21 protein-coding genes and 1 riboswitch are annotated in these 24,544 nt (G+C 39.2%); of the genes, 9 read left to right on the plus strand and 12 right to left on the minus strand.

Features of this window, described 5'->3' with window-relative positions; all coding sequences use genetic code 11:
* Positions 1 to 765 (plus strand): ABC transporter ATP-binding protein, encoded by a 765-nt coding sequence (locus tag MHH54_RS18335; RefSeq protein WP_003214644.1) that lies wholly within the window; start codon positions 1 to 3, stop codon positions 763 to 765.
* Positions 766 to 1,407: 642 nt separating this feature from the next.
* Positions 1,408 to 2,586, plus strand: coding sequence for a Rap family tetratricopeptide repeat protein (locus MHH54_RS18340; RefSeq protein WP_003214680.1), 1,179 nt, complete (start codon positions 1,408 to 1,410; stop codon positions 2,584 to 2,586).
* A gap of 100 nt (positions 2,587 to 2,686) precedes the next feature.
* On the opposite strand, the gene MHH54_RS18345 is transcribed toward MHH54_RS18340, so the two are convergent.
* The 4 genes from MHH54_RS18345 to MHH54_RS18360 all read right to left on the minus strand — a co-directional run bounded on the left by MHH54_RS18345 (position 2,687) and on the right by MHH54_RS18360 (position 8,147).
* Positions 2,687 to 3,535, minus strand: coding sequence for a PRD domain-containing protein (locus tag MHH54_RS18345; RefSeq protein WP_003215356.1), 849 nt, complete (start codon positions 3,533 to 3,535; stop codon positions 2,687 to 2,689).
* Positions 3,536 to 3,565: 30 nt separating this feature from the next.
* Positions 3,566 to 5,032 carry a glycoside hydrolase family 1 protein gene (locus MHH54_RS18350; RefSeq protein ID WP_003215316.1) on the minus strand — a complete coding sequence of 489 codons (1,467 nt, stop codon included), beginning with the start codon at positions 5,030 to 5,032 and terminating at the stop codon, positions 3,566 to 3,568.
* 4 nt (positions 5,033 to 5,036) lie between these two features.
* Positions 5,037 to 6,896 carry a beta-glucoside-specific PTS transporter subunit IIABC gene (locus MHH54_RS18355; RefSeq protein WP_003214882.1) on the minus strand — a complete coding sequence of 620 codons (1,860 nt, stop codon included), beginning with the start codon at positions 6,894 to 6,896 and terminating at the stop codon, positions 5,037 to 5,039.
* Positions 6,897 to 7,244: 348 nt separating this feature from the next.
* Positions 7,245 to 8,147 (minus strand): hypothetical protein, encoded by a 903-nt coding sequence (locus MHH54_RS18360; RefSeq protein WP_003214658.1) that lies wholly within the window; start codon positions 8,145 to 8,147, stop codon positions 7,245 to 7,247.
* A gap of 197 nt (positions 8,148 to 8,344) precedes the next feature.
* On the opposite strand from MHH54_RS18360, the gene MHH54_RS18365 reads away from it, so the two are divergent.
* Both MHH54_RS18365 and MHH54_RS18370 read left to right on the plus strand, forming a co-directional pair.
* The gene (locus tag MHH54_RS18365) at positions 8,345 to 8,896 is read left to right on the plus strand and encodes a PadR family transcriptional regulator (protein ID WP_113387516.1); all 552 of its coding nucleotides are present in this window, start codon (positions 8,345 to 8,347) and stop codon (positions 8,894 to 8,896) included.
* Positions 8,897 to 8,900: 4 nt separating this feature from the next.
* Complete coding sequence (locus MHH54_RS18370; protein WP_003215117.1) at positions 8,901 to 9,383, plus strand: DUF4188 domain-containing protein; 483 nt, start codon at positions 8,901 to 8,903, stop codon at positions 9,381 to 9,383.
* 11 nt (positions 9,384 to 9,394) lie between these two features.
* Here MHH54_RS18370 and MHH54_RS18375 read toward each other — a convergent pair whose 3' ends face one another.
* Complete coding sequence (locus MHH54_RS18375) at positions 9,395 to 10,018, minus strand: CoA pyrophosphatase (RefSeq protein WP_003214959.1); 624 nt, start codon at positions 10,016 to 10,018, stop codon at positions 9,395 to 9,397.
* Positions 10,019 to 10,189: 171 nt separating this feature from the next.
* Between MHH54_RS18375 and MHH54_RS18380 the strand changes: the two genes are divergently transcribed.
* The gene (locus tag MHH54_RS18380) at positions 10,190 to 10,396 is read left to right on the plus strand and encodes a helix-turn-helix transcriptional regulator (protein ID WP_003215336.1); all 207 of its coding nucleotides are present in this window, start codon (positions 10,190 to 10,192) and stop codon (positions 10,394 to 10,396) included.
* On the plus strand, positions 10,393 to 11,073 hold the full coding sequence (locus tag MHH54_RS18385; RefSeq protein WP_003215128.1) for a DUF3169 family protein: 681 nt from the start codon (positions 10,393 to 10,395) through the stop codon (positions 11,071 to 11,073). The genes MHH54_RS18380 and MHH54_RS18385 overlap by 4 nt, the downstream gene beginning before the upstream one ends.
* A gap of 46 nt (positions 11,074 to 11,119) precedes the next feature.
* On the opposite strand, the gene MHH54_RS18390 is transcribed toward MHH54_RS18385, so the two are convergent.
* Positions 11,120 to 12,466, minus strand: coding sequence for an amino acid permease (locus tag MHH54_RS18390; RefSeq protein WP_003214712.1), 1,347 nt, complete (start codon positions 12,464 to 12,466; stop codon positions 11,120 to 11,122).
* A gap of 162 nt (positions 12,467 to 12,628) precedes the next feature.
* A riboswitch (glycine riboswitch) is annotated at positions 12,629 to 12,708 on the minus strand.
* Between the two features lie 264 nt (positions 12,709 to 12,972).
* Here MHH54_RS18390 and MHH54_RS18395 point away from each other — a divergent pair.
* The 3 genes from MHH54_RS18395 to MHH54_RS18405 all read left to right on the plus strand — a co-directional run bounded on the left by MHH54_RS18395 (position 12,973) and on the right by MHH54_RS18405 (position 16,535).
* Positions 12,973 to 13,992, plus strand: coding sequence for a LacI family DNA-binding transcriptional regulator (locus MHH54_RS18395; protein WP_003214978.1), 1,020 nt, complete (start codon positions 12,973 to 12,975; stop codon positions 13,990 to 13,992).
* A gap of 440 nt (positions 13,993 to 14,432) precedes the next feature.
* Positions 14,433 to 15,614 (plus strand): MFS transporter, encoded by a 1,182-nt coding sequence (locus MHH54_RS18400; protein WP_065099183.1) that lies wholly within the window; start codon positions 14,433 to 14,435, stop codon positions 15,612 to 15,614.
* A gap of 18 nt (positions 15,615 to 15,632) precedes the next feature.
* The gene (locus MHH54_RS18405) at positions 15,633 to 16,535 is read left to right on the plus strand and encodes a quinate/shikimate dehydrogenase (RefSeq protein ID WP_342500523.1); all 903 of its coding nucleotides are present in this window, start codon (positions 15,633 to 15,635) and stop codon (positions 16,533 to 16,535) included.
* 41 nt (positions 16,536 to 16,576) lie between these two features.
* Here the strand turns inward: MHH54_RS18405 and MHH54_RS18410 are convergent, their stop codons facing one another.
* The 6 genes from MHH54_RS18410 to MHH54_RS18435 form a co-directional block, all read right to left on the minus strand.
* A complete protein-coding gene (locus MHH54_RS18410; RefSeq protein ID WP_342500524.1) occupies positions 16,577 to 17,770 on the minus strand; it encodes an MFS transporter in 1,194 nt (397 codons plus the stop codon).
* A gap of 306 nt (positions 17,771 to 18,076) precedes the next feature.
* Positions 18,077 to 19,552 carry a glycoside hydrolase family 1 protein gene (locus tag MHH54_RS18415; protein WP_342500525.1) on the minus strand — a complete coding sequence of 492 codons (1,476 nt, stop codon included), beginning with the start codon at positions 19,550 to 19,552 and terminating at the stop codon, positions 18,077 to 18,079.
* 18 nt (positions 19,553 to 19,570) lie between these two features.
* Entirely contained in the window at positions 19,571 to 20,413 is an 843-nt protein-coding gene (locus tag MHH54_RS18420) for a PRD domain-containing protein (RefSeq protein WP_048237973.1), read from the minus strand.
* 35 nt (positions 20,414 to 20,448) lie between these two features.
* A complete protein-coding gene (locus MHH54_RS18425) occupies positions 20,449 to 22,326 on the minus strand; it encodes a beta-glucoside-specific PTS transporter subunit IIABC (protein WP_342500526.1) in 1,878 nt (625 codons plus the stop codon).
* Between the two features lie 387 nt (positions 22,327 to 22,713).
* Positions 22,714 to 23,187 carry a hypothetical protein gene (locus tag MHH54_RS18430; protein WP_342500527.1) on the minus strand — a complete coding sequence of 158 codons (474 nt, stop codon included), beginning with the start codon at positions 23,185 to 23,187 and terminating at the stop codon, positions 22,714 to 22,716.
* Between the two features lie 36 nt (positions 23,188 to 23,223).
* Positions 23,224 to 24,459, minus strand: coding sequence for a TerD family protein (locus MHH54_RS18435; RefSeq protein ID WP_106033091.1), 1,236 nt, complete (start codon positions 24,457 to 24,459; stop codon positions 23,224 to 23,226).
* Positions 24,460 to 24,544 lie beyond the last annotated feature (85 nt).

A 24,544-nucleotide genomic window follows, 5' to 3' on the forward strand; every position in this document is an offset into this window, starting at 1 on the left:
ATGGAACACTTGATTGAAACAAAGCGATTGTCTTTGCAAATTGATTCTTTAAAAGGACAGAAACAAATCATTCTTAAAGATATCCATTTATCGATAAATCCTGGGGAATTTGTGACCATTATGGGACCTTCCGGATGCGGGAAAACCTCCTTGCTTTATCAGCTTAGCGGGATAGAATCAGCCTCAACAGGAGAGATCAAATATAAAGGCAGTTTATTATCAGAAATGACAGATAAACAGTTAACTGCTCTGCGTTTAACAGATATGGGATTTGTCTTTCAACACAGCCACTTACTAAAAAATCTAAATCTATTTGATAACATCATTGCTGCAGCTTACTTAACAAAGAAAAAGCCAAGAAAAGAAGTGAATGAGCGAGCTAGATATTTAATGGAGAAACTTGATATTGATCATTTAGCAGATAGATATTTGTCAGAAGTATCAGGAGGTCAGCTTCAAAGAGCCTCTATCTGTCGAGCACTTATGAATGAACCAGACATTCTTTTCGCTGATGAACCAACAGGTGCTCTTAACTCCCATGCAACGAAGGAAGTGATGAATATATTTTCGAAAATCCATTCTGAAGGAGCGACACTACTGCTTGTCACACATGACCCAAAGGTTGCTCTTCGTTCTGAAAGAATCATGTTTATGAATGACGGAGAAATAACGGCTAGCTTACATTTAGGGAGATATGATGATGAGTCAACTGCCGAGAAACGGGAGACCAGATTAAATCAATGGCTTCAAGATTTAGGGTTTTAAGTTTGGAATAAAACAGGCAGCCTTTCTGCCTGTTTTACTTTTCCTGGCACTCAAATGAATAATCCATAGACAAACTATTAGTCTCTAGTATGACTTTGCCGCCTACTTGTTGACAAGATTCTGTCAGCAATTCGATTTCTTTGCTATAAAAGTATCTCTTTGACATATACAGAGTCACTAAAACAAGTAACAGCGTCGCCATAATCACTGTGATTTGCCAATTTGAGATTTTAAATCTTTTTTTCATATCAACATCCTTTCCAACAGACTAATTTTTGTCTGCTTCTATCCGTGTCTATTCCAAATTTGATCTAGCATCATCATAACTGATTTTCTTTAATAGATCGACCTTCCAACTTACCCACCGATTAACTAAAATCTCTTTATTTGTAATATACCAGTGATATTTTTGATCATAATCATAAAACCCATTGTATATATTCCTTTTTTAGACGATTAAAAAAAGATTTTAATCATTTGTATAAACATTCAATCACCATTACAATTTCGTACATCACATGACCATAGGTCCTTTTTATTACCTCTTGGCAATCACCTCACAGAAATGATTATATTCTTCCAAAAATTGTGATATCGTTTTTTAGTGAAACAGGTGAAAGGATCTTAAAGAGGTGAAATTTCATGGCTATCATTTCTGCTGAACAGGTGGGGAACCGTTTAAATGATTGGCGAATTGCGATTCGCAAACATGATGTACAAAGTGCTAACGCAATGTACACAGAATTAAAGCAATTGCTTCAAGAAATGGAAGAGAATCAGGAGGTATTGACTTATTATTCATTGCTAGAAGGCAAGTATAAACTCATGATATATGAACGAAGAGGTAAAAAACTGAATGAACAGACAGAGCTAGATTGCCCCTCTAAAACAAACGACTTAATTGAATACTATTTTTACCTATACAAAGCCCTTTACGCTTCATATAACAGAGACTATGCATCAGCCATTGGACTGTTTAAAATTGCCGAGAAAAAACTGCAAAACATTCCGGATGAAATAGAAGTAGCTGAATTCCATACGAAAATCGCAAACTTATATATGCTACTTCGTCAAAGCCTAATTTCTCTTCACTATATTCAGAATGCTATAGATATTTTCAAAAGTCATGAAGGATATGAAAGAAGATTAGCGACAGCCATTGTCATCGCCGCTGCTAATTATATGGATATTGGCGACTTCACAAGAGCAGAAAACTACTACAAAAAAGCATTACACATCGCTGACAATCTAAATGATCATTTTCTAACTTCACAGCTTTTTCATAATATCAGTATTCTGTATGCCGAAGCTGGAGAATCGAAAAAATGTATCGATGCCCTAGAAAAGGCTCTAAGTGATGAAAACTACCTCTCATCGTGCTATTTCCATCACACCATGTTTATGTTAGTCAAAGAGCTGCTCTCTATTGATGAAAGAACACAAGCTCTCTATTACTTCGAATTGGTCAACCAAAAACACGAATCAGATAAATGCCCCATCTATACAGCAAAAATGAATTTGCTTTACCATCTATATTTTACTGAGGATATGTCTCAAAAAGCTCAAGCCTGTTTCGAGGAAATTAGCATTCTAAAAGAATTAAAGGATGCTGAAGGTGCCTGTGAATTAAGTGCACTAGCTGCAAAACACTTTGAAGATTTAGGTGCCATTCATCAAGCCTATCTCTTTTTGAAGGAAGCCTATCACATGAACCATCCTATATTTGAATGGAGGAATTCTAATGAAAAAAATGAGTTTATTGATCCTTGCTTTAACCATCGTTGTTTTCGGACAAACAGTGTCTTTCAATTCGTTAAATGAGACGAATCCTGGCACAACAGAACGACCTATCGGAACTTAATATAAAAATTGATCACAGCAAAGAACCACTTGCCTGATCACAAGGCAAGTGGTTCCACCATTATTTTAATTGCTGATAAGATATGAGGCGGTGTATATGTACCGCAAGATAAGTAAGCTCATCATTAGGAATGACGATACTATGCACCTGTTTAATATAATCTTTGATTTTAAAAGCAACATCCATCGCCTGAGGATACAAGTGTGCAATTTGTTCAAACAACTCATTTTCTTGATCCGACAGTAATTTATTTGCATAAAACCTCTCTACAAAGAATTTCACATGTGTAATGAACCGACTGTAATGAATATTATCTTGGTCCATTTTCATATTCAATGTATAGCGCACAAGATTGACAATGCTCCCGATCATTTTGGCATATTTCATGCTATCTTTTGAATCGGATTCTTCACCTAATGCATTGATTAGGTGAAAGGCGATATTGGCAGCTTCTTCTTTTGGTAATTGTATGCCCAATGTATCATTTACTAACTCAAGAGCGTACTTCCCTACTTCAAATTCTTCAGTATAGTAATTTTTGATTTCCCAGTACACGCGATTCGTAATATTAATATTCTTTTTATGTCGTTCAACAGCAAAATTCAAATGATCCATTAAGGTAAAATAAACGCCTGAATTTAGATTTGAATTTAACCGTTTTTCTGCATATTGGACGATGCGCTGAGTTAAATCGATAAACTCTTGAGGCATAGAATCTAACAATTGAAGAAATTCTTTTGCTCTCATGTTATCGACTGACATAAAGACTTGGTCCGCTTTTTTCTCTTCTATCATTTGACCCGGTTTTTGTCCATAGCCAATCCCACGGCCAAACAAAACCATCTCCTGTTGGTTCTGATCTTCAGCCAGGACCACACTCGAGTTTAAAACTTTTTTGATTTTAAACATCGTCATCACCTGTTTTCATGATTGTGGTGTTCAATCGAGCGCTTCACCATTTGTCTCAATGACTTTTTGGTACCAATAAAATGAGTCTTTTCGAGATCGTTTTAATGTTCCGTTCCCATCATCATCTTGATCTACGTGAATAAAGCCATAGCGTTTTGACATTTGTGATGTACCTGCACTAATAATATCAATGGAGCCCCAACTCGTATATCCAAAGAGATCGACGCCCTCTTCAATCGCTTCTCTCATCTGACGGAAATGCTCTTTAAAATAGTTAATTCGATAGTCGTCATGGATAGAGCCATCACTTTCAACTTTATCCTTTGCACCCATTCCATTTTCGACAATGATAAGAGGTTTTTGATAGCGATCATACAGTTCGATTAAAGAAATTTTCAGACCAACCGGATCAATTTGCCAGCCCCAGTCAGTTGAAGGCAGATAAGGGTTTTTGACTCCACGAATCGTATTTCCTTCTGTCTGTTCTAACCCTTCTTGAGCTGATTCAGTTAAAGACATATAGTAGCTAAATGAGATGAAATCGACTGTGTTTTCTTTTAGAATATTGAGATCATCTGCTTCCATATGAATATGAATATTTTTTCTCTCAAGCATCCGTGTAATCAGTGGCGGATATTCGCCAAACACCTGAACATCTGCATAGAAATAGTTTTCTAAGTTTTGTTTTAAGGCTTGTTCCACATCATTCGGGTGACACGTATGCGGATACGTTGTCAATTTTGTCAGCATACATCCAACCTGGCTGCCTGGGATAATACGATGGCAATCAGCTGTTACAAGAGCAGATGCAACAAATTGATGATGGAGCGCTTGATACACGGTCTCTTCTACTTTACCTTCTGGGCAACGATCAGGAATAATTCCTGCTGTAATAAATGAGTGGCGGTGAATACTATCAATTTCATTAAAGGTGAGCCAATATTTCACATCATGTTGATAACGTTCGAAACAAACATTGGCGAACTTCACAAAGAGATCGACCACTTTTCTTTCCACCCAGCCGTTATATTTCACACTAAGGGCTAAAGGCATTTCATAATGAGAGAGTGTCACAATCGGTTCTATATTGAGTTTTTTCATTTCGGCAAATACACGATCATAGAATTGCAGCCCTTTTTCATTTGGTTCAGCTTCTTCTCCAGTAGGGAAGATCCGACTCCACGCAATAGAAATGCGAAGTGTTTTAAAGCCCATTTCAGCAAATAGAGCCAAATCCTCTTTATAGTGGTGATAGAAATCAACCCCTCTGCGTTTAGGGTACTTTTTATCATCTGGGTCTTTTATTGCACGTTCTATATTTTCAGAAGTCACAGCAAGATGTCCTTCATAATCTTCTACACTTAAATTGGAACGATACATTGCAATATCTGCAACTGATGGTCCCTTTCCATCTATATTCCAGGCGCCTTCTGCCTGGTTGGCGGCAATTGCGCCGCCCCATAAAAACCCTTTTGGAAAACCTTTAATTGTTGTCATATGTTTAGCCTCCTAATTGTGTGACAACCATCAATGTATCTTGACGATTGACCTCTTGTAATGGCTGTACCTTTATTTCATATTGATCTGTATTTGTGATGACAGCAAGTGTAACTGGATCATAACCTGCAGCTATGATTTTTTCTACATCAAATTCAATCAGTAAATCTCCTGCTTGAACACGTTCTCCTGCCTGCACTTTTGGATGAAAATACTGTCCTTGCAGTTGAACGGTATCAATGCCAATGTGGAATAGTACTTCAACCCCTTGGTCCGTTTTCATACCAAGTGCATGATTTGTTTCGAACAGCATGGTCACCTCACCATCTACTGGTGCGTAAAGCGCTCCTTCTGAAGGGACAATGGCAATTCCGTCTCCCATGACCTTTGAAGAGAAAATATCATCTTTTACTTCAGATAGAGAGATCATTTGACCTATCACAGGACTTTTGAATGTTTCACCTGCTCCAATTTGTTCAGCAAATGCCGCTTGATCATTTGTCTTTTCTTCTACTGTTTTATCCTTACCTAATACAAAAGCAGCGATAAAGGCGACAATAAACGAAATGACTGCTCCAATGACAGCAAACATTAGATTTCGTGGGAGCTCATCTGATATAAACATCGACATACTTGCTAATCCAGGGCCAACAAGTACAAAGGCTTGTATACCAACTAATCCAATGAAGATCCCGCCAACAAACGAACCAATCATGACACTTCCAAGGACTCGCTTATTTTGAAGTGTCACACCATACAAAGCAGGCTCTGTGATACCAAAAAATGCTGAAATCCCTGCCGAAATGGCTGTTGATCTGAGTACCTTGTCTTTTGTGCGTAGTGCTACAGCGAAACACGCTCCACTTTCCGCAATATTATGCGCAAGTGATGCTGGCAAATAAAGTGCTTCTTTCCCAAGGGTACCCATCGTTGTGACTGCATAAGGGACCATCGCTTTGTGCATACCTGATGCGACCATGAATGGAAGGACTGCTGCTAAAATCGCGACAGCTACCCATCCTACTGTATTAAACATTGCAAGAATGATGGATGAAAAACCTTGTCCTGCTGTAAAACCAATCGGTCCTAATAGAAGTAATGTAACTGGTACAGTAATGACTAATGACATCATTGGAACAAAGAAAATCCGAATTGGTTTTGGTGAAAATCGTGTAAAGAATTTTTCCATTTGAGCGTACAGCAATACAGAAAGGATTGCTGGGAACACTTGATACGCATAAGCTATATTTTTCACGTCGAATGACAGCAATTGCGCACCTTCAGTAAGCATAGCCGTCATGTTCGGAAGAAGAAGCGCACCGACTGCTGATAATGCGACCAATGGGTTTACCTTTAGTTTATTCGCCGTCGTTACAGCGACTAGTAAAGGCAGGAAGTAAAGTGGTGCGTCCCCTACCATGTTCAATATTTGATAGGTTTGACCCTTTGCATCCATCCAGCCTAATAGAGAGAAAAGGAGAAGAAATGATTTTAAAATCCCTCCGCCTGCGATAGCTGGAACAAGCGGTTGGAAGACACCTACAATGAAATCTAACAGAACTGTGCCTATTTTTCTTTTTTCTTTTGGCTGATTGGATGGCACGTCTTGTCCAGGCGAGCTGCCGCCCATTAATTTTGTTACCTTTTGATACACTTCAATGACGTCATTCCCAATGACCACTTGGCATTGTCCTGACATTCTGACAGCTATGACACCTGGTGTTTTTTCTAGTGCTGGTACATCTGCTTTTTTCTGATCAATTAGTGTGAAGCGAAGTCTTGTTGAACAGTGCTCAAGGTGCGCAATGTTTTCTTTGCCACCTACATGCTGTAAAACGTCTTTGGCAACCTGTGTGTAATCCATTTTTTCTCCCCCTTTTCTCATACATGAGACCTATATTTTAGCAACAAAAAAAGGACCTAAAACGACAAATTAAAGAAATTCATCGTTTTTAGATCCTGCCTGCATGACCAGTCACATGTCTAATTTATCAATATTGGATTTGATTTTAGTATATATCGATTATATGAAAGCGTCAACATTTATTTTTCTAAAAATTATTAAGGTCCATATACCCAAATTTCTTTTCTTTAATTACTTGAAGCAGCCTTTCTCTTTTTTTATACACCTATTTCCTTTTATCATTAATAAGAACTATTTCCACCATAAAAAAACCAGATAAGTTGACTCACTCATCTGGTTTAACACAGTCTATTTTTTCTTTTCTTCCGCCTGCTTTTTAAATGCTTCAGATTGTTTTTGATATTCCTGTTTCGTGACTGGTTTAAATTCTACAGTGCCGCCTGCTATTTTCAGAGGAAGTTTTATTGATTTTGCACCTCGATTCGTCGAACCTACGATAATACCCGTTTTGTGCTCTTCGATTTGAGGATAGGTACTGATATCAAACATGATTCCATCAGAAACACCACCGGCTTTATGTTTCGTCTCTTTATAAGGTTCACTACCATCCCCTGGAACTGTTCTCATCAGAAAAGACCCTGACCATTCTGACTCAATATGCATGTGCTTTACTTGTAGAAATAGTTGGTATGAATCATCCTCCGCAGTATACAGATAACCGTAAGCGCCTGTTACTTTCTTGATGTAGTCTCTTAAATAATCATAAAATCTATTTTCTGAGTCATCTATTAGTTCATCATATCGATCTTGAATGACTTTTTGATACGCCTTTAGCTTTTTTTGATCAACCGCTTTGTATGTGGTGCTTTTGTTTTCACCTTGTTTTTTCACAGAAAGATCTTTTCCAGCAATATGAACTTCGTATATAGCCGTATCTTTTCCTTGCTTCACTTGAAATTCGTAACCGTTTTCAATTACTTTTCCAGTTAATTGATATTTATTTTTAAATAGATTAGGATCATAATGCATTTCCGGATTTTCTTCCAGAATGGTTTCATTCAGATGACCTGTTACTTTCCCTTTTCTCTCCGTTACCTTAAACCAATTCACACGATCTTTTGTTTTATACGCAAAGGCGTAGGAGTGATTCAGTGCACTCTTTTTTGCGGTTGCTTGATATGCTATCCAGCCAACTGCACCAATGACTAGTACCGTCAGGACAGCCATGATCCAAATTTTTGATTTGCTCATTTGTCCCCCTCCGCTATCATTATTTTTTTCTCCATCGTCATGTCAATTTATATGAGTGATTCATCTTCCCAATTCACAAAATCTGTTGTCTCTTCACCTCCTTTATAAAATATATTTTTTAAAACCTGCTTGTATTTTCCACTGAATATCAATTATTATATATCTAAATGATATATCTTTTAGATAGGTGTGCTGATATGAAAAAATACAATGATACGACGTATGCGATTTTAGGTATTTTAACGACAGATTGTAAGTCTGGGTATGAAGTGAAGCAATTAATTGATAAGAGCTTGCATCATTTTTGGAAAATTAGTTATGGACAAATTTATCCAGCTTTAAAGTTAATAGTCGAGGAAGGTCTTGCTGAGGTTTCACCCGCTTCTACGTCTGGCCGCTCCGACAAGCGGGAATATCATCTGACTGAAAAAGGGCTGGAGACGTTAAGAGAGTGGCTGGCAAAGCCTCTCGATCAGTTACCAACGGAACGAAATGAAGTGTTATTAAAGTTATTCTTCGGTCAATATCTTTCGATTGAGAAAAAGCTGGTACTGCTACAGGATTATGAAAGGCAGCTTCGTATCCGTTATGAGACCTATGTTTCGATTGAAGAAAACATTCAAGAGCTTTATCCAGATGAAGCAGATGCGAAGTATTGGCTGTTTACTTTAGATTACGGAAAAAGAGTGGCTCAAGCAGGAATTGATTGGTGCGTGGAAACATCCCATTTGATGAAGAAGGAAGGGTAAATGAATGAAAAAAGACATACGTGCTGGCAGATTTACAACAGAGAATTCTGACTCGATTGTTGTGTTTATTATCGGCATGCGGATCAACAAACGCTGGGCGGTTCATCAATGGATGCCTGTGTTCATGGCGATGCCTGGCATGATCAAAGAGCTGTATACCCATCAAGATGAGCTTGGTTTCCTCGGGACAGAGAATTACTTTGGCTTACGTACGACAGCGATGATCCAATATTGGAAATCAACAGATGACCTTCTGGCTTATGCGAAGATGGAAAAACATTTGGCGGCTTGGAAGAACTTCCATCAGAGGGCTCAGAACAATGACGCAGTGGGTATTTATCATGAAACCTATCAAATTCAAGCCGGCTCGTATGAATCTGTCTATGTGAATATGCCTTCCTATGGACTGAGCCAAGCGAGAGCGCCTATTCCAATTGGTAAAGGAAAACAAACAGCGAAAGAACGGCTGAAAACAACAAATTCCTAGAGAGCGAATCTCTAGGAATTTCTTTTTGCAACGGTCACAAAATGCTTTAATATGCGGGCTGTTAATCCCCAAATGGTGTAGTTTTCATAATCATAAAACCATTCCTCTATCGAACGGCTTCCCCAGCGGTACTTCTCACCATTCATGATTTTTTCATAAGGGAAATCCTCAGCAGGAGTTGGCTGAACGGATACATGATGTAGGTACGGCTCATATTGACTTAGCCATGATAGAGGCACAGTAAAGGTCTCTTCTACTTCTTCTTGATTGAAGGAGTGTTTCACTTTTTGTTCATCAATGATCCCGACATATGGGTAGACCACGAAGGATGGAGACGCAATGTAAGGACTAAGCTGTCCAAGAATCTCCACCGATTCTGGCGGAATGCCCAGCTCTTCATGTGTTTCTCGCAATGCAGCTTCCTGTGCTGTTTCGCTGCCGTCGAGTTTGCCACCTGGGAAGCTAATATCTCCCGGCTGTTTTCTCATGATGAGCGATCGCACCTCAAATAAAATATGCCATTCTCCGTTTACTTGCACCAAAGGGACAAGGACTGCAGCTTTGAACGCTGTTTCTTCTCCAATAAATAACGGTTGAGATTGATGTAAGTCATTTTTTAATTGGTCAATGAACACGGGCATCACCTATTTTCTGTTTCTCTTTCTTTTAGCGTATCATGGTTCACCTTTTGAAGAAAGATGATCTTATCTGACAATTATTTTTATCAAATTGACAACTTTACTTGTCAATTTGAATAACATGTTTTACAATCAAAGAAAGATTCAGATCAAAATTGAGGTGACAGAATGAAAAATCGGCTAAAAGAGCTTCGTGCACGTGATGGTTTGAACCAAACTGAGCTTGCCAAGCGTGCAAAGGTTTCTCGTCAGACCATCAGCTTAATGGAACGCGATGAATTAATGCCGTCTCTCTTGCTCGCTGTTAAGCTTTCACGAATTTTTCAGGAACCCATTGAACGTATTTTTCTATTCGAGGAGGATGAACTATCATGAAAACTGTATACAAACTGCTCTCAGGTGCTCTCCTTGGCTTTCTCGGCGCTTACTGTCTGCTGGCTGCCGAATTTGAAATGACACTTCTTGATATTGCATTCGAAGCGACACTTGTCATCAGTGGATTGACGATTGTATTGATTGTTTATTGTTTTTCAGGGATTTCACGTATGAAGAAAAGAGTATCTCTTTCGGTATCTGGAGATGAAGAGGATGAACTCGAAGCAAAACAGTATCGCACCTTTACTGATTCGACTTTATCCAATACGGTGAGTACCATTTTGTCCATAATTGCCACCGGTATGGCTATCGTTACCGAACAGCCTATTTGGCTGATTCTCGTCAATGTTGCTTTATTTATCGTCACCATTATCAGTTCTTATGTAGCGATATCCGTTCTACAACTTGTCTACCCTAATCGCAATCTCCCAAGCCCGTCTGACAAAGATTATAGTAAAAAGCTGCTCGCTATTTCTGACGAAGGTGAAAAGCATGTGATGCTTGGCGGACTGTTTCACACGTATCAAATGATGAACATCTTATTGACCAGTGCCATGTTTATTCTGATTGTGTATTCCCTTGGAGCCAATCACTCTCAACTCTTCTCAATCATCGTGATTGGACTTGTTTTAATCATTTTGAATGCAAATTATATGTTCAGGATTAGAAATCGTTAAATGAACAAAAGCACAGCCCAATGCAAAGGCTGTGCTTTTCCGTCCATTATGATGCACGGCGTTTCTTTCGTGCATAAATCAATAATAAGAAACCAAACCAAACCGGTGTTAACAAGAGCGCCGGGCGTGTTGCATCCGCAAACAGCATGATCACAAGAATGGCAGCAAAAAGGACAAGAACACAAATGTTTACAAATGGTGTGAACGGTGCTTTAAAGGTAGATGCTGCATGCAGTTCAGGCTTTGTTTTTTTATATTTCAAATGGCAAATTAAAATAATACTCCATACCCAAATGAAACAAATGGCACTGATGGTTGTGACAATACCAAAGGCTTGCTCTGGAATCAGCTTGCTTAAAAGAGCACCGACCGATACCACAATTGTTGAAACGAATAGTGCATTACTTGGAACAGCGTGCTTATTCAGACGTCCAAAGGAAGATGGGCCCTGTTTTTGATGACTGAGATTATACAAAATTCGGCTCGTCGAGAACATACCGCTATTACAAGCCGAAGCCGCAGACGTCAAGACAACAAAATTAATGAGTCCCGCTGCTACTGGAATTCCAATCAGCCCAAAGGTTTTTACAAAAGGACTTTCTGATGCACTGAGCTCAGTCCATGGGTTGATACATAGTAAAACAAAGATCGCTCCCACATAGAAAAATAGAATTCTTAATGGAATTTTATTAATCGCAGACGGGATGTTTTTTTGTGGATTGGCTGTTTCTGCTGCGGACACACCGACCAGTTCCACTCCCACATACGCAAAGATGACCATTTGGAATGACAGTAAGAAGCCTGTGACACCATGCGGGAATAGTCCGCCGTGTGACCAAAGATTCGTTACCGTCACCGGTCCTGCATCTGTTTGAAAACCAATGATTAAAAGGACAATTCCAACGCCGATCAATAATAGAATCGTAATCACTTTAATAAGTGCAAACCAGAATTCCATTTCTCCGAAAAGCTTCACCGTTAATAAATTAAACCCTAGTAAAATCAACAAACAAATGATGGCAGGAATCCATTGCGGGATATCAAACCAATACTGCACATACACTCCGACAGCAATAACATCCGCCATCGCGGTCATAATCCAGCAAAACCAATACGTCCACCCTGTCACAAAGGATGCCCACGGACCAAGGTAGTCCTCTGCAATATCGGTTAATGACTGATAGCCTGTCTTCGATAAGAGCAGTTCACCAAGTGCCCTCATGACAAAAAAGATCGCCATCCCGACAATTAAATAAGCAAAAATGATCGATGGACCTGCCAATTGAATGGCCTTTCCAGAGCCTAAAAATAGCCCAGTTCCAATGGTTCCGCCAATTGCAATCAACTGAACATGGCGGTTTGATAAATCTCGTTTCAATTCTTGTTGTTCCAATGCTAACGCCCTCCTACGACACGATCTTATACTGAAATAATGAACTCTCAAAAAGTCCATAAAAAAAGAGATTGGATGCGCTCCAATCTCTCGGTCATAAAAGAATAGCAAAATAGCGAAAAGCAATACACGGCGTCATCCATGCACTACAAATACAATATTTCGTACTCTTCTGTCCTTTTGCCTGAGATTGTGAACCCTTCGGCGCCGCACATTCATGCGGTCTCTCCAGAAGCTGCTCCTGCCATAGTGTGACCCACAGCATTCATAGCCTTCGTTATTTAATTAAAATGTTGCTATTTCTGAATAATTTCATATTTTACGCCTCTAAAAGAAAGCTGTCAATGGAAATCTTTTATGATTGACGGTGGTAGCCATATAACTTCACTTCATCAATCCCTCTTGATTCATGTATAATAAATCAAAAGATGTTCGGCTCGTTTGCTGGAGAAATCCCTCTTGATCAAGAACAAAGTTAGGAAATCCATGGAAGTTGGTGAAAACAAATGAAAAAAATGAACAAACAGCGTGTCACATTACAGGAAGTCGCCAAGCATGCCGGTGTTTCGACTTCAACGGCATCACTTGTTGTTCGAAATAATCCTAGAATCTCTGAAGCCACTCGAAAAAAAGTACTGCAATCCATGGAGGACTTAGGATACGTATACGACCGCGTTGCTGCCAACATGCGGTCAAAAAGCTCAAATATCGTTGGTGTGATTGTCACGGATATTTCTAACACCTTTATTTCTGAGTTTTTAATTGGCGTGCAAACCACGCTTGAATCACTAGGCTATACTGTTTTACTTGGTACGACCTTTGACAGTGTCGATAAACAGGAGCGGCTCATTTCCACAATGGTAGAGCACCGAGTGGGCGGGATTATTTTAAACCCAGCTTCAAAAAGCTCTGCACGAACGGTCAAACAATTAAATCAAATTCGCACCCCAAAAGTACTGGCAAATCGTGAATTATCAGATGTGCAATGTGACTATGTCGGCGTTGATTATGAACAAGGTGCTTGGATGGCGATTCGTCATCTTCTTCAAAAGGGACATCGGCGTATCGCCTTCTTAGGCGGCATCAAGACCTCATCGACTTGGATTGAGCGGATGAAAGGTTTCAAAAAAGCCCATGACGAAGAAAATCTGATGATTGATGATTCTCTTATTATTGACATAGAACCTACTCGTGAAGGCGGGAAAGAAGCGCTTGCCCAAGTGATTGATCAGCCTGAGCCTCCTACTGCTATTTTTTGTTTTAGTGATCTAGTCGCATTTGGGGTCATTCAAGAACTATCAGCTCGTGACATTAAGCCTGGTGAAGATATCGATGTGGTTGGATTCGATAATGTTCCTGAAGCGGAGATGTACCATCCGCCGCTCACCACTGTTTCCTCCTTCCCCCGATCCATCGGGGTAAAAGCAGCGAACCTTTTATATCATAAAATGAACGAACAGGATGAAGAGCTGCAGAGATTGATATTAAAGCCTCAACTTCATATTAGAGAAACCGCTCCCTCATGATGAAAAAGAGAATTGCATGCAGCAATTCTCTTTTTTTATTGATCAAGTCAACTATTTCTTTGTTTCATTTTTATTTTTTTAAATCACAAAGTCATAAACTTGACACATTTAAAACACAGGAGTATATTTATCTCGTTGCTTCTTTTAGTATATCGTTATACCTATTTCTTCATATCGTTATTTTTCTATCAAAAAACAGTTGAAATTGGTTTTTTATGATTCTGATCAAATCATGAAGTTTCACTTTCTAATCAAGACTGTTAAATTTTTTTTACAATTTGGTAGAACGATGTACTTAATTGAAGAAGAGACGAATATTCATCAATTTACTCATCAATCACACAAGGGGTGTTGTGATGGACTTATGTACATGTAAGGAAATAATCAAGATTATACAAAGAATTTGACCTTAAAGGGGTTTCAAATATAGGAGTGGGAACATGAAAAATCCTTATATTAAATCGTCTGTTGGCATGTATTTAAACTACTTCATGCTCGGCATGATCAATATTATTGTAGCTTCCAACATGGACAGCTTATCAGAACGCTACCATGTGGATATTCCGAAAATCAGCTTGCTTGTATCGGCGATCGGAATTGGTAAACTGGTTGCTCTCTTTTTCTCAGGCCGGTTAGCCGACCGCTGGGGACGTAAGCCTGTCATTATTACAGGAAACTTTCTTTACTTATTATTCTTAATCGGTATCCCAACGACAACGAGTTATACACTAGCATTTATCTTTGCGATTTCTGCTGGGATTGCAAACTCATTACTTGATTCGGGAACATATCCTGCTTTGACAGAATCGTTTCCTAAAAAGGCAAGTTCAGCTTCTGTTTTAGTGAAGGCGTCCGTTTCAATTGGAGCGACTGTTCTTCCATTTATCCTGGCATTCCTTATTGCACATGACATCTTCTGGGGCTGGGCGTTCTTTGGACTAGGGCTTCTTTATTTACTTGTTGGGATTTACTTAATCTTTATGCCGTTCCCGAACCATAAGCAAGTCTCTTCACAAGATGACCTTCCAGTACAGGAACAAATGAAGGAAGATCCTAAAATGCTTGGTGAAGGCTTAGCTGTTGTACTCATGGGGTTCACGTCGACTGCATTGTTTGTCGTATGGCAGACATGGCTTCCGCAGCTCGGGTTAAAATTAATCGGACTTGGCACAGAACAAGCCACACAGCTTCTATCTTATTTTAGTATCGGTGCACTGGTGTCTGTTCTCTTGCTGTCGATCGTATTAGATAAATTCATTTCACCTATTATGGTGGCAATTATTTATCCAATTGGAGCATTCCTTGCGATGCTTTCATTATTCCAAATCGAAACATACAGCATTGTGATTGTCAGTACCTTTTTCTTAGGGCTATTTACAGCGGGAATCTTCCAGCTGGCGATGAGTATCATGATGAAACTATTCCCGACAAACAAAGCAACGGCTTCATCATACGTCAACATTGCGGCAAGCTCCGCGTTTATTCTCGTGCCGCTCATTACAAGTGGGTTGGTCAGCACGTACGATATTAAAATGACGTTATTTTTCGATATGATCATTGCGGTTATGAGCGTATTGCTAGCGGTCTTTGTTCTTGGACGCATGAAAAAATTATTTAGATAATTAAAGGAGATGTCAATCATGACAAACATACATGAACGAAATATTGATGGGAAAACAAAATTAGTCGGTCTTCTTGCTACACCAATCGGGCACAGCCTTTCACCACGGATGCATAACCTTAGCTATACACTAACAGGGATCAACTATGCTTACCTCGCATTTGAAGTAGGGAATGATGAACTAGAAGCAGCCGTAAATGGTATGAAAGCAATGGGTGCAGCTGGGTTTAACGTTTCTATGCCGAACAAAATGAAAGTATTGGATTACTTAGATGAACTAGACGATTCTGCAAGATACACACGTGCAAGCAACACTGTTGTGAACAAGGATGGCAAGCTGATTGGCTACAACACAGATGGTCTTGGCTACGTGAGAAACTTGATTGAGCATGGCGTTGAATTAGCTGGACAAAAGGTCACACTCGTTGGCTCAGGCGGTGCCGCGACTCCGATTGCGATTCAGCTTGCACAATCTGGTATTCGTGAAATTAGTATTTTTGCTCGTAATGATCAATATTTTGTTCAAGCTGAAGAAAATGTGACGTACATCAACGAAGAAATGAAATCATTTGGTGTCAAAGCGAACATTTTCCCACTTGAAGACAAAGACACGTTCCGCCGTGAAGTAGCAGAAAGTGCAATCTTAGCAAACGGGACAAGCCTTGGCATGAAACCACTAGATCAGCTCAGCATCATCGATGATACGCTTGATGTACTGCGTGAAGATTTGATCGTAACAGATGTCGTATACAACCCGCAAAAAACAAAGCTTCTTGCTCAAGCACAGGAAGCTGGCGCCAAAACCATTAACGGTCTTGGCATGATGCTATGGCAAGGTGCACTTGCTTACAAACTCTTTACTGGTGAAGATATGCCAGTTGATCAAGTGAAGCAAATTCTTTTTGAAAATGACCGTTTCTAATACAAAAGAAAGACGACTTCCTGAGCGGAGGTCGTCTTTTTTTAATCATGTACCATGATTTGACGGTATCGATACAGGATATACAATGCACCGATAATGGCCACAACAGCCACAACCGCATCGAACATAAAGATCTGTAAAATCGTCGAGTGACTCTGAATTAAGCCTGTTACGACCGGGATGACGATAGCCGAAACGCCGCCCGCTGTGGAAATAATTCCTGTCATCGTCCCTTTGTTTTTCCAGAAGAATTCAGCCATCACAGTTAACGTCAGCTGAAAGACTCCTGCTGTTGAAAATCCCAATACAAAAGCATTGACGGTTCCTATGACTGGGGATTTCACGACCAAGAGTACACAAATAGAAACAAGTGTAATAATTGGATAGATCAGCAGCACAGTGACCGGACGGACAAAACGGCGCAACAGAAATGCGAGCATCACGACAGACAGCAGCCCGCCCATGCTATAGTAACTGAGCAGTTTCACAGCACTGCCCGATGTCATCCCCAATATGGCCTCACCGTAAGTAGGAAGCCAAATTTGCGGCAACGCATATAGCCCATTTGACGTAAAGCTGATCACAATGAGTGCAATTCCTTCTCTCCAAAACGTCGGCTCTGTCGAGAAGCGCGGAAGTCCGTCATGCTCCGTTACCTGGACTTGCTCCACCTTGCGATGATTCGGAAATGGCAAGCTCCACAGCATCAAGACATTCACAAGATAGATCAGAGCAGGAACAAAAAATACCATTCCATAAAACAAATTATGCTCTGCCAAAAAGAAAATCGCGAGTGGCAAGATGGTTGCCCCAATTGATATAAAGGCCTTCACCATCACATTCGCAGATCCCGAGTTTTGCGGAAAAGCCTCCATTAATGCAGGATACGTCCCTGCATCCATCGCTGAATTCGCGACCCCTGCCAAAATCGCAAACACAAACGCGATTTGATAATTTGGAGACAACGGAATTCCGATCAGGAACACCGCCATCAGCACACCCGAAACCAAAATGACAGGCTTTCGCCCAAAACGATCTGACAGCACGCCCGATAAACCATACGTGAGCACCCTGCCAATGCCAAGCGCCGAAATCATATAACTAATTCCTGCACTATTGGTATCTAACTGTTCGATTAAAAATGGCATATTGGAAGCCAAAATAATATTGACCATCCCTAATAAAAAATAATTGATATAAAGACTAGAAGCCGTTCTCACATACGGATTCCTCATCCTGACACACCCCTCAACACCATCGCAATGAAGTGATAAATAATGGTTACGCTTATAAGATCTCATATGTGAGGAAGAACAGCTTTACAGCCTTCACGTTCATACATCTCATCATGTCATGCAGCTCACCGCTTACATGCCCTTCATGTATCAAGCATTTCTTCAATTTTTCACTGCTCTTATTTTATATGAATGTGAAAGGTAATGATAGTGAATTGCTTAAATTTGAGAGGAAATCATCGCCAAACATCTGACGCAATAAATAGAAAAAAGGAGCGGCTATCTGCCACTCCTTTAAAAGGTGTCTCAATTCTTTTCATCGTCTATTTCCAAACCATTTTGACGAATCACGTTCTGGTACCAATAAAAGCTTTTTTTAGGTGTTCGTTTTAATGTTCCATTTCCATCATTATCTTGATCAACATGGATGAACCCATACCGTTTTTCCATTTCGGACGATGAGTAACTAATTAAATCAATAATTCCCCAGCTCGTGTAACCCATCAACTCGACCCCATCTTCAACAGCTTCTAACATCTGCTGAAAATGCTGCTCATGATAGCTAATACGATAGTCATCATTGATCTTTCCATCTTCCACCTTATCATATGCACCTAAACCATTCTCCACAATAAACAGTGGTAATTGATAGCGATCATATAAATCATTTAAAGAGATACGAATACCAATAGGGTCGATCTGCCAGCCCCATTCACTGACTTCTAAATAAGGATTTTTCACGCCGCCAATTGTGTTTCCGCTCACAGTTTCCATGCCCTCACTATTTTCAGTAGCAACTAGTGAATTGTAGTAACTGAAAGAAATAAAATCAACCGTATGCACCTTTAATAATTCGTCATCTCCCACCTGTTTCTCAATGTGGATATTCTTTTCTTTGAACAGTCGATTGATAAAACGTGGATATTCACCGCGCACCTGTACATCTGTGAAGAACATATTGAACTGATTGTTCTTTGACGCCTTTAAAACATCCTTTGGGTTACAAGAATACGGATACGTTGTTAATTTCGTCAGCATACACCCTATTTTTGCCCCAGGAATCATTTTATGACAATATTTAACCGCCAAAGCACTTGCAACAAATTGATGATGCAATGCTTGATAAACTGCCTGTTCTACATTGTCAAAGCGCTCTGAAACGATTCCACCACTTGTAAATGGATGTCGAACAATGCTATCAATTTCATTGAAGGTCAGCCAATACTTGACTTTATCTTTGTATCGATCAAATACCACTCGGCTAAATTTCACAAAGAAATCAACGACTATGCGATGAGACCATCCTCCATATTCATTCACTAAATATAGCGGCATTTCATAATGAGATAACGTAACGAGTGGTTCAATATCATGTTTCTTCATCTCATCGAATAGGCGGTCGTAAAATAATAATCCCGATTCATTTGGCTCTTCTTCATCACCGTTTGGAAAAATACGTGTCCATGCAATCGAGACACGTAACGTCTTCAATCCCATTTCTTTGAACAGCGCCATATCTTCAGGATAACGATGATAAAAGTCTACACCTCTTCGTTTCGGATAACCTTCAGCGGTATCTGCACGCATCGCTTGCTGAATTTGTTCTTCATCCACTTTATTGTGCTTTTTATAGTCAGACTTACTGAGACCTTTTTTAAAGATCGCCACATCAGCAGTCGATAGCCCTTTTCCGTCTACATTCCATGCACCTTCTGCTTGGTTTGCCGCAATGGCGCCACCCCATAAAAAACCTTCTGGAAATTTCTTGATTTGATTAGACATGTTTCTTCCTCCTCAAGACTATGCGTTATTTCTTTGAACCACTCGATTAACATGAATAATTAAATACATTTTTTCGTCACTGGAAATCGTGTAATCCACATTGGTTTTAATATATTTCTCGATTTTCTCCACACATTTTACTTCTTCAGGATACTTCCTCATGATTTGATCAATTAGATCGTGATCATCTGTTTCAAGCATTTTGTTCTCAAGTAAACGTTGAACAAAGAACTGTAAATGTGTTAAAAACCTGGAGTAATTAATCGTATCTGTCGGAATGTCGATTTTATAATGCATTTTGATAATATTTAAAATGTCTTTGACCATATTGGTCATCATCACGATTTGATTTAAATTATCTTTAGTCTGCTGCGCATTTACTAGATGAAATGCAATATTCGCCGCTTCTTCTTCAGGCAGCTGAATGCCTAACTGTTTTTCAATCAGCTCTAGTGCATGCAGACCAATACTGAATTCCTCAGGGTAAAATTTCTTCACTTCCCACAGCAGGCGATTTTGTATCGTTAAATTTTCCTTAAAGCGCTTCGTAGCCATGAAAAGGTGATCGGTTAAAGAAATATAAAGATGCTCATTTAAGTGTGTAGATAAACGGCGCTTCGCATAGGATATAATCTCATCCGTCATGATTAAAAATTCCTCTGGGGTCTCCCTCATAAGCTCAGCTAAATCATTAGACGTGCTTTGATCTTCTAGCACATAGATCTTTTGAATATCAGACTCTTGAATAAGACTGCCTGGCTTATTTTTAAATCCAATGGCTTTACCCATTACGATGATTTCCTTACCGTCATCTCTTTTAGCGAGAACCACACTGGTATTCAGCACTTTTATAATTTCCATACCATATCACCTTCCTGGATACATTCAAAATCGATTTATAAGACCGTTAAAAGTGGCTGCTGATGACCAGAAACAGGATTCGTTTTTCCCTCTTGGGGTAAAATTTCTAAATAATCAGCTGAATTTGTAATAATGACTGGTGTTGTTGTATCATAACCAGCCTTTTGTATATTTTGGCCATCAAATTCTATCAAGAGTTGACCTAGTTTCACTGTATCACCTTTTTGAACATGTGAAGTAAAATATTGTCCATTTAAGTTAACGGTATCAATACCAATATGAATAAGAACTTCCACACCAAGCTTTGATCTTAGTCCAATGGCATGATTTGTATGAAAAACCATTTCCACTTGTCCATCAAAAGGAGCGAATACTTTTCCCTCGCTAGGTTGAATCGCTGCTCCTTTACCCATCACTTCTTCAGAGAAAACTTTATCATTCACTTTTGCTAAAGGAATAATGTCTCCTTGAATTGGTGCATAAATGACTTCACGATTTCTTGTGCTTTCTGATGTGGAGACAGGCTCGCTGTTCTTCTGGATGACTTCAGTTTCTGCATCTTTAAAGCCGATGATGTAAACAGCAATAAATGCAACGACTGCTGAAATGACTGCACCAATAATGGCAAACGTAAAGTTTGAAGTTCCTTTTTCAATGAAAATCGGCATTGTTGCGATTCCAGGTGAAACCATGACAAACGCCTTTAGCTTAATCAATCCAACAAAAATACCTGAAACTCCTGCACCAATCATACATGCGAGTAATGTTTTCTTAAGTTTTAAATGAACGCCGTATAATGCAGGTTCTGTTATACCAAATAATGCAGAGATTCCTCCGGACATCGCAATTTGTTTTAACTTAGGATCTTTGGTTTTAAATGAAACAGCCAAAGCACCTCCACCTTGCGCAAAGTTCGCCGCTAGCATGGCTACCCCAATGAGAGCATCGTAACCAGGTGAAGCAAGGGAAGCGATAACAACTGGATAGAACACCTTCTGCATCCCAAACATGACGATAAAAGGTAAGAAAACGGCTAAAATAGCAACGGCAGCCCAACCCGCAGTTTGCTGAATCCATAAGACCCCTGCGGCTAAACCTGCACCAAGATACATACCGAGCGGTCCTAAAAACAGTAAACCAATCGGAGCGACAATAATCATCGTAATTAAAGGAACCATAAAGATTTTGACAGGTCCCGGTGATAATTTATCTGCCAGCTTTTCTACATAAGACATCAGCCAGACAATGAGTATGATCGGAATAACCGATGCACCATATGAAACAGCTTTTAGCGGGATGCCCACAAAGACAACTGGATCACCACTGCTAAACAGGGCTGTTAAGTTAGGATGTAACAATACCCCTGCCAAAGCCATCGATACCATAGGGTTTGTGCCAAATTTTTGTGAGCTTGTATAGGCTAACAAAATAGGTAGGAAGAAGAACGCTGCATCTGAGATGATTTTCAATACCAAATAGGTTTGGCTGTCTTCTTTCATCAAGTTCAGCATCGGCAATAAAATTAATAGAGCCTTCAACATTCCTGCACCAGCGATCGCAGGGATAATCGGTGCAAAAATGCCAGTGATCAAATTGGCAAAACGATTGAAATACCCTTTCAAGCTGTGATCTTTATTCTGTTCAATTTGCCCGCTTGCTTCTGGATTTTGATCAATCAATTTGGCAAACTCTTTATAAACATAACCTACATCATTTCCTATAATAATTTGATACTGACCTGCTGTATCTGCTACTTGGATGACGCCATCAAGACGACTAATTTCTTCAGTGTTTGCGCGTGAAGAGTCTTTTAAAGTCAGCCTTAATCTCGTCATACAGTGAATGGCATTTTGAACATTTTCGCTTCCGCCAATATGTTTTAGAATGTCTTGAGCTAAGTCTTTATGGTTCATTAAAGTCACCGCTTTCATTTTTAATAAAAAAGGCTTCAGGCAATAAAAAAAGACCTGGATCGGGTGGGAATCTACACATACAGATATCCCATCCAATCTAGGTCTTGCCTGCCGAACAGTAACACGCCTTATTGAATGTACGTATTATTCTATTTTTAACTTTTCATCGTTTCATGAAACCGCTTTTAACATGTTAATAACTTTATAGTAATTAATTCTTTTAATAAAAGCAATGTTTTTCTCGAAAAACAGATAATAAATTTATTAAATATAGATCAAAGAACACTTTTATATCAGCTAATCGTACCTTTTAGGGTTTCTACCGAATTTAAAAATAAAGGAAATAACGACGAACAATAAAAAAGTCATAACTCTTCATTTCTAAACTCAAAGCCCCCACGTGCTAAATTCATAATAATATTCCGTTCGCTCTATGCATAATCCAAAATGAAAATCCTCTGAGACTAAAATAAAATCACCATATCCAGTTGAAAATTTGGTGTGCTCGAGAAGTTGATTTAAATGACTAAACACTTCATCCACATCCACTAAAAGGGCTTCAATTTCATGGTCTCGAAAAAATAGTAATCTACCTTGTGTAGGAGTTACTTTTACCTTGTTAACCATTTCCTTTAACACTTGTTCAGACTTCTCAATATGCTCTCGATAGCCATCTCCATGTATTTGCATTTTGTCTTCTCTTGATTGAAGGAAAGTAAAAACCTTTTGACAAAACAGTTGATTTTCTTCGATATCTAAAAATGCGTTTTCTGGAAGTGTCATATAGCTTAATTCGTTCATTAAGTGCTTTCTTCTGCTTTTTCTTTTTAGAGTTTCAATTTTTTTGGGCTTATTATTCATAGAAGTCACCTTTTTTGAGCTAGCCATACATCCGTTTTATTTATAATCATTGACAGGTCCTTTATCCATCAATACCTCAATTTCATTAGAAGACTTCATTTTTAATTTAGGTCTCCGCTCAGAGTTTGGTTTGCTGTAAAGCTCAAGTGGGCGGATGATTACACCATCATTTGTATTTTGAAGCATACCTGGCACACAAGAATAAATACGATCATTGTCATTGGCATGTTTGGCATGAATCGTCACAGACGTTCCTTGATGATTATCGATACTCATAGATACTCTATATCTATAAAAGGAACCTGTTCCGTTTGATTGAGCAGAATAAACAACCGGAACGACGGCAAGGATATCGTCATTTAACCGTAGTTTAATAACTTCTGTTTTCATTGATTCATGGTCTCTACCGACATCTCCCATATGCTCAACAGCTCCGTTGTCGTAACTTTTGAGAGCAGGAATTTCTTTCGCACCAAACATAGCCACATCTACTTGCTTTCCTGACTTTGTGTAGACCAATGCATAAATATCATAATCAGTGCCAGACTCCCAAGATACTGTAGCTGTGATCTCAGGCGTTTTCTCGATTATGATCGGTTTATGACCTTTATCTAGACTAATTTTACCTTGAACTTTCTCTAAACTGATAGGTGCAGCGACTTTCTCTTTAGCAGTTGTCTTCGTTTGAGCAGGGTCTTCAATTGGTTGTTTTTCAGGAGCCATTTGAGGTGTAGAAATATCCTGTTCATCAGGTTCAACCTCCACACCATAAAGCTTGCATAGCCCTTCCAGTCCAGAATCGAAGCCACGCCAGATTGAGCGTGCTTTCGTGTCACCATTTCTTATATATAGCTCTACTACGACAATGCCCTTTTCATTTGTAAAGCTTACTGGTGTTAGATAAAGCACCTCGTCACCTGTTCGAATTTCTGCTTGTAAATGCTTCACTTGAGAAAAGCCCGATCCTTGATCCTCTGTTAGTGTAATCGCCATCTTTGTGATTCCAGCAGGCACTTTGCTCATATCAAAATTTAATTGATGTCTTTTCAACTGACCTGATACCTCTGCTGGTAAAAGTGTCGCGACACCCGTGGCACTCTCTGGTTGATTGTAAAAAATAATGCCATGATCTCCTTCAACCTGATCCGAATCTGTTAAAAGAAACGCTGTTAAAGAAATATCAATTTCAGATGACACTTCATAGCTGATGGATACCTGTCCCTTTGGAGAGTTTAGTACGGTATTGGCTCCCATTTGCAGAGTGTGATTCATTACAACAACTCCTATTCTTTATCTACCATTTAACGTTTTTATAGATCAATTATACCAAATCATGTAATGAAACCTATTCATTTCT

It is taken from the genome of Bacillus sp. FSL K6-4563 (assembly GCF_038630405.1).
In the GTDB taxonomy this organism is placed as follows: domain Bacteria; phylum Bacillota; class Bacilli; order Bacillales; family Bacillaceae; genus Bacillus; species Bacillus pumilus.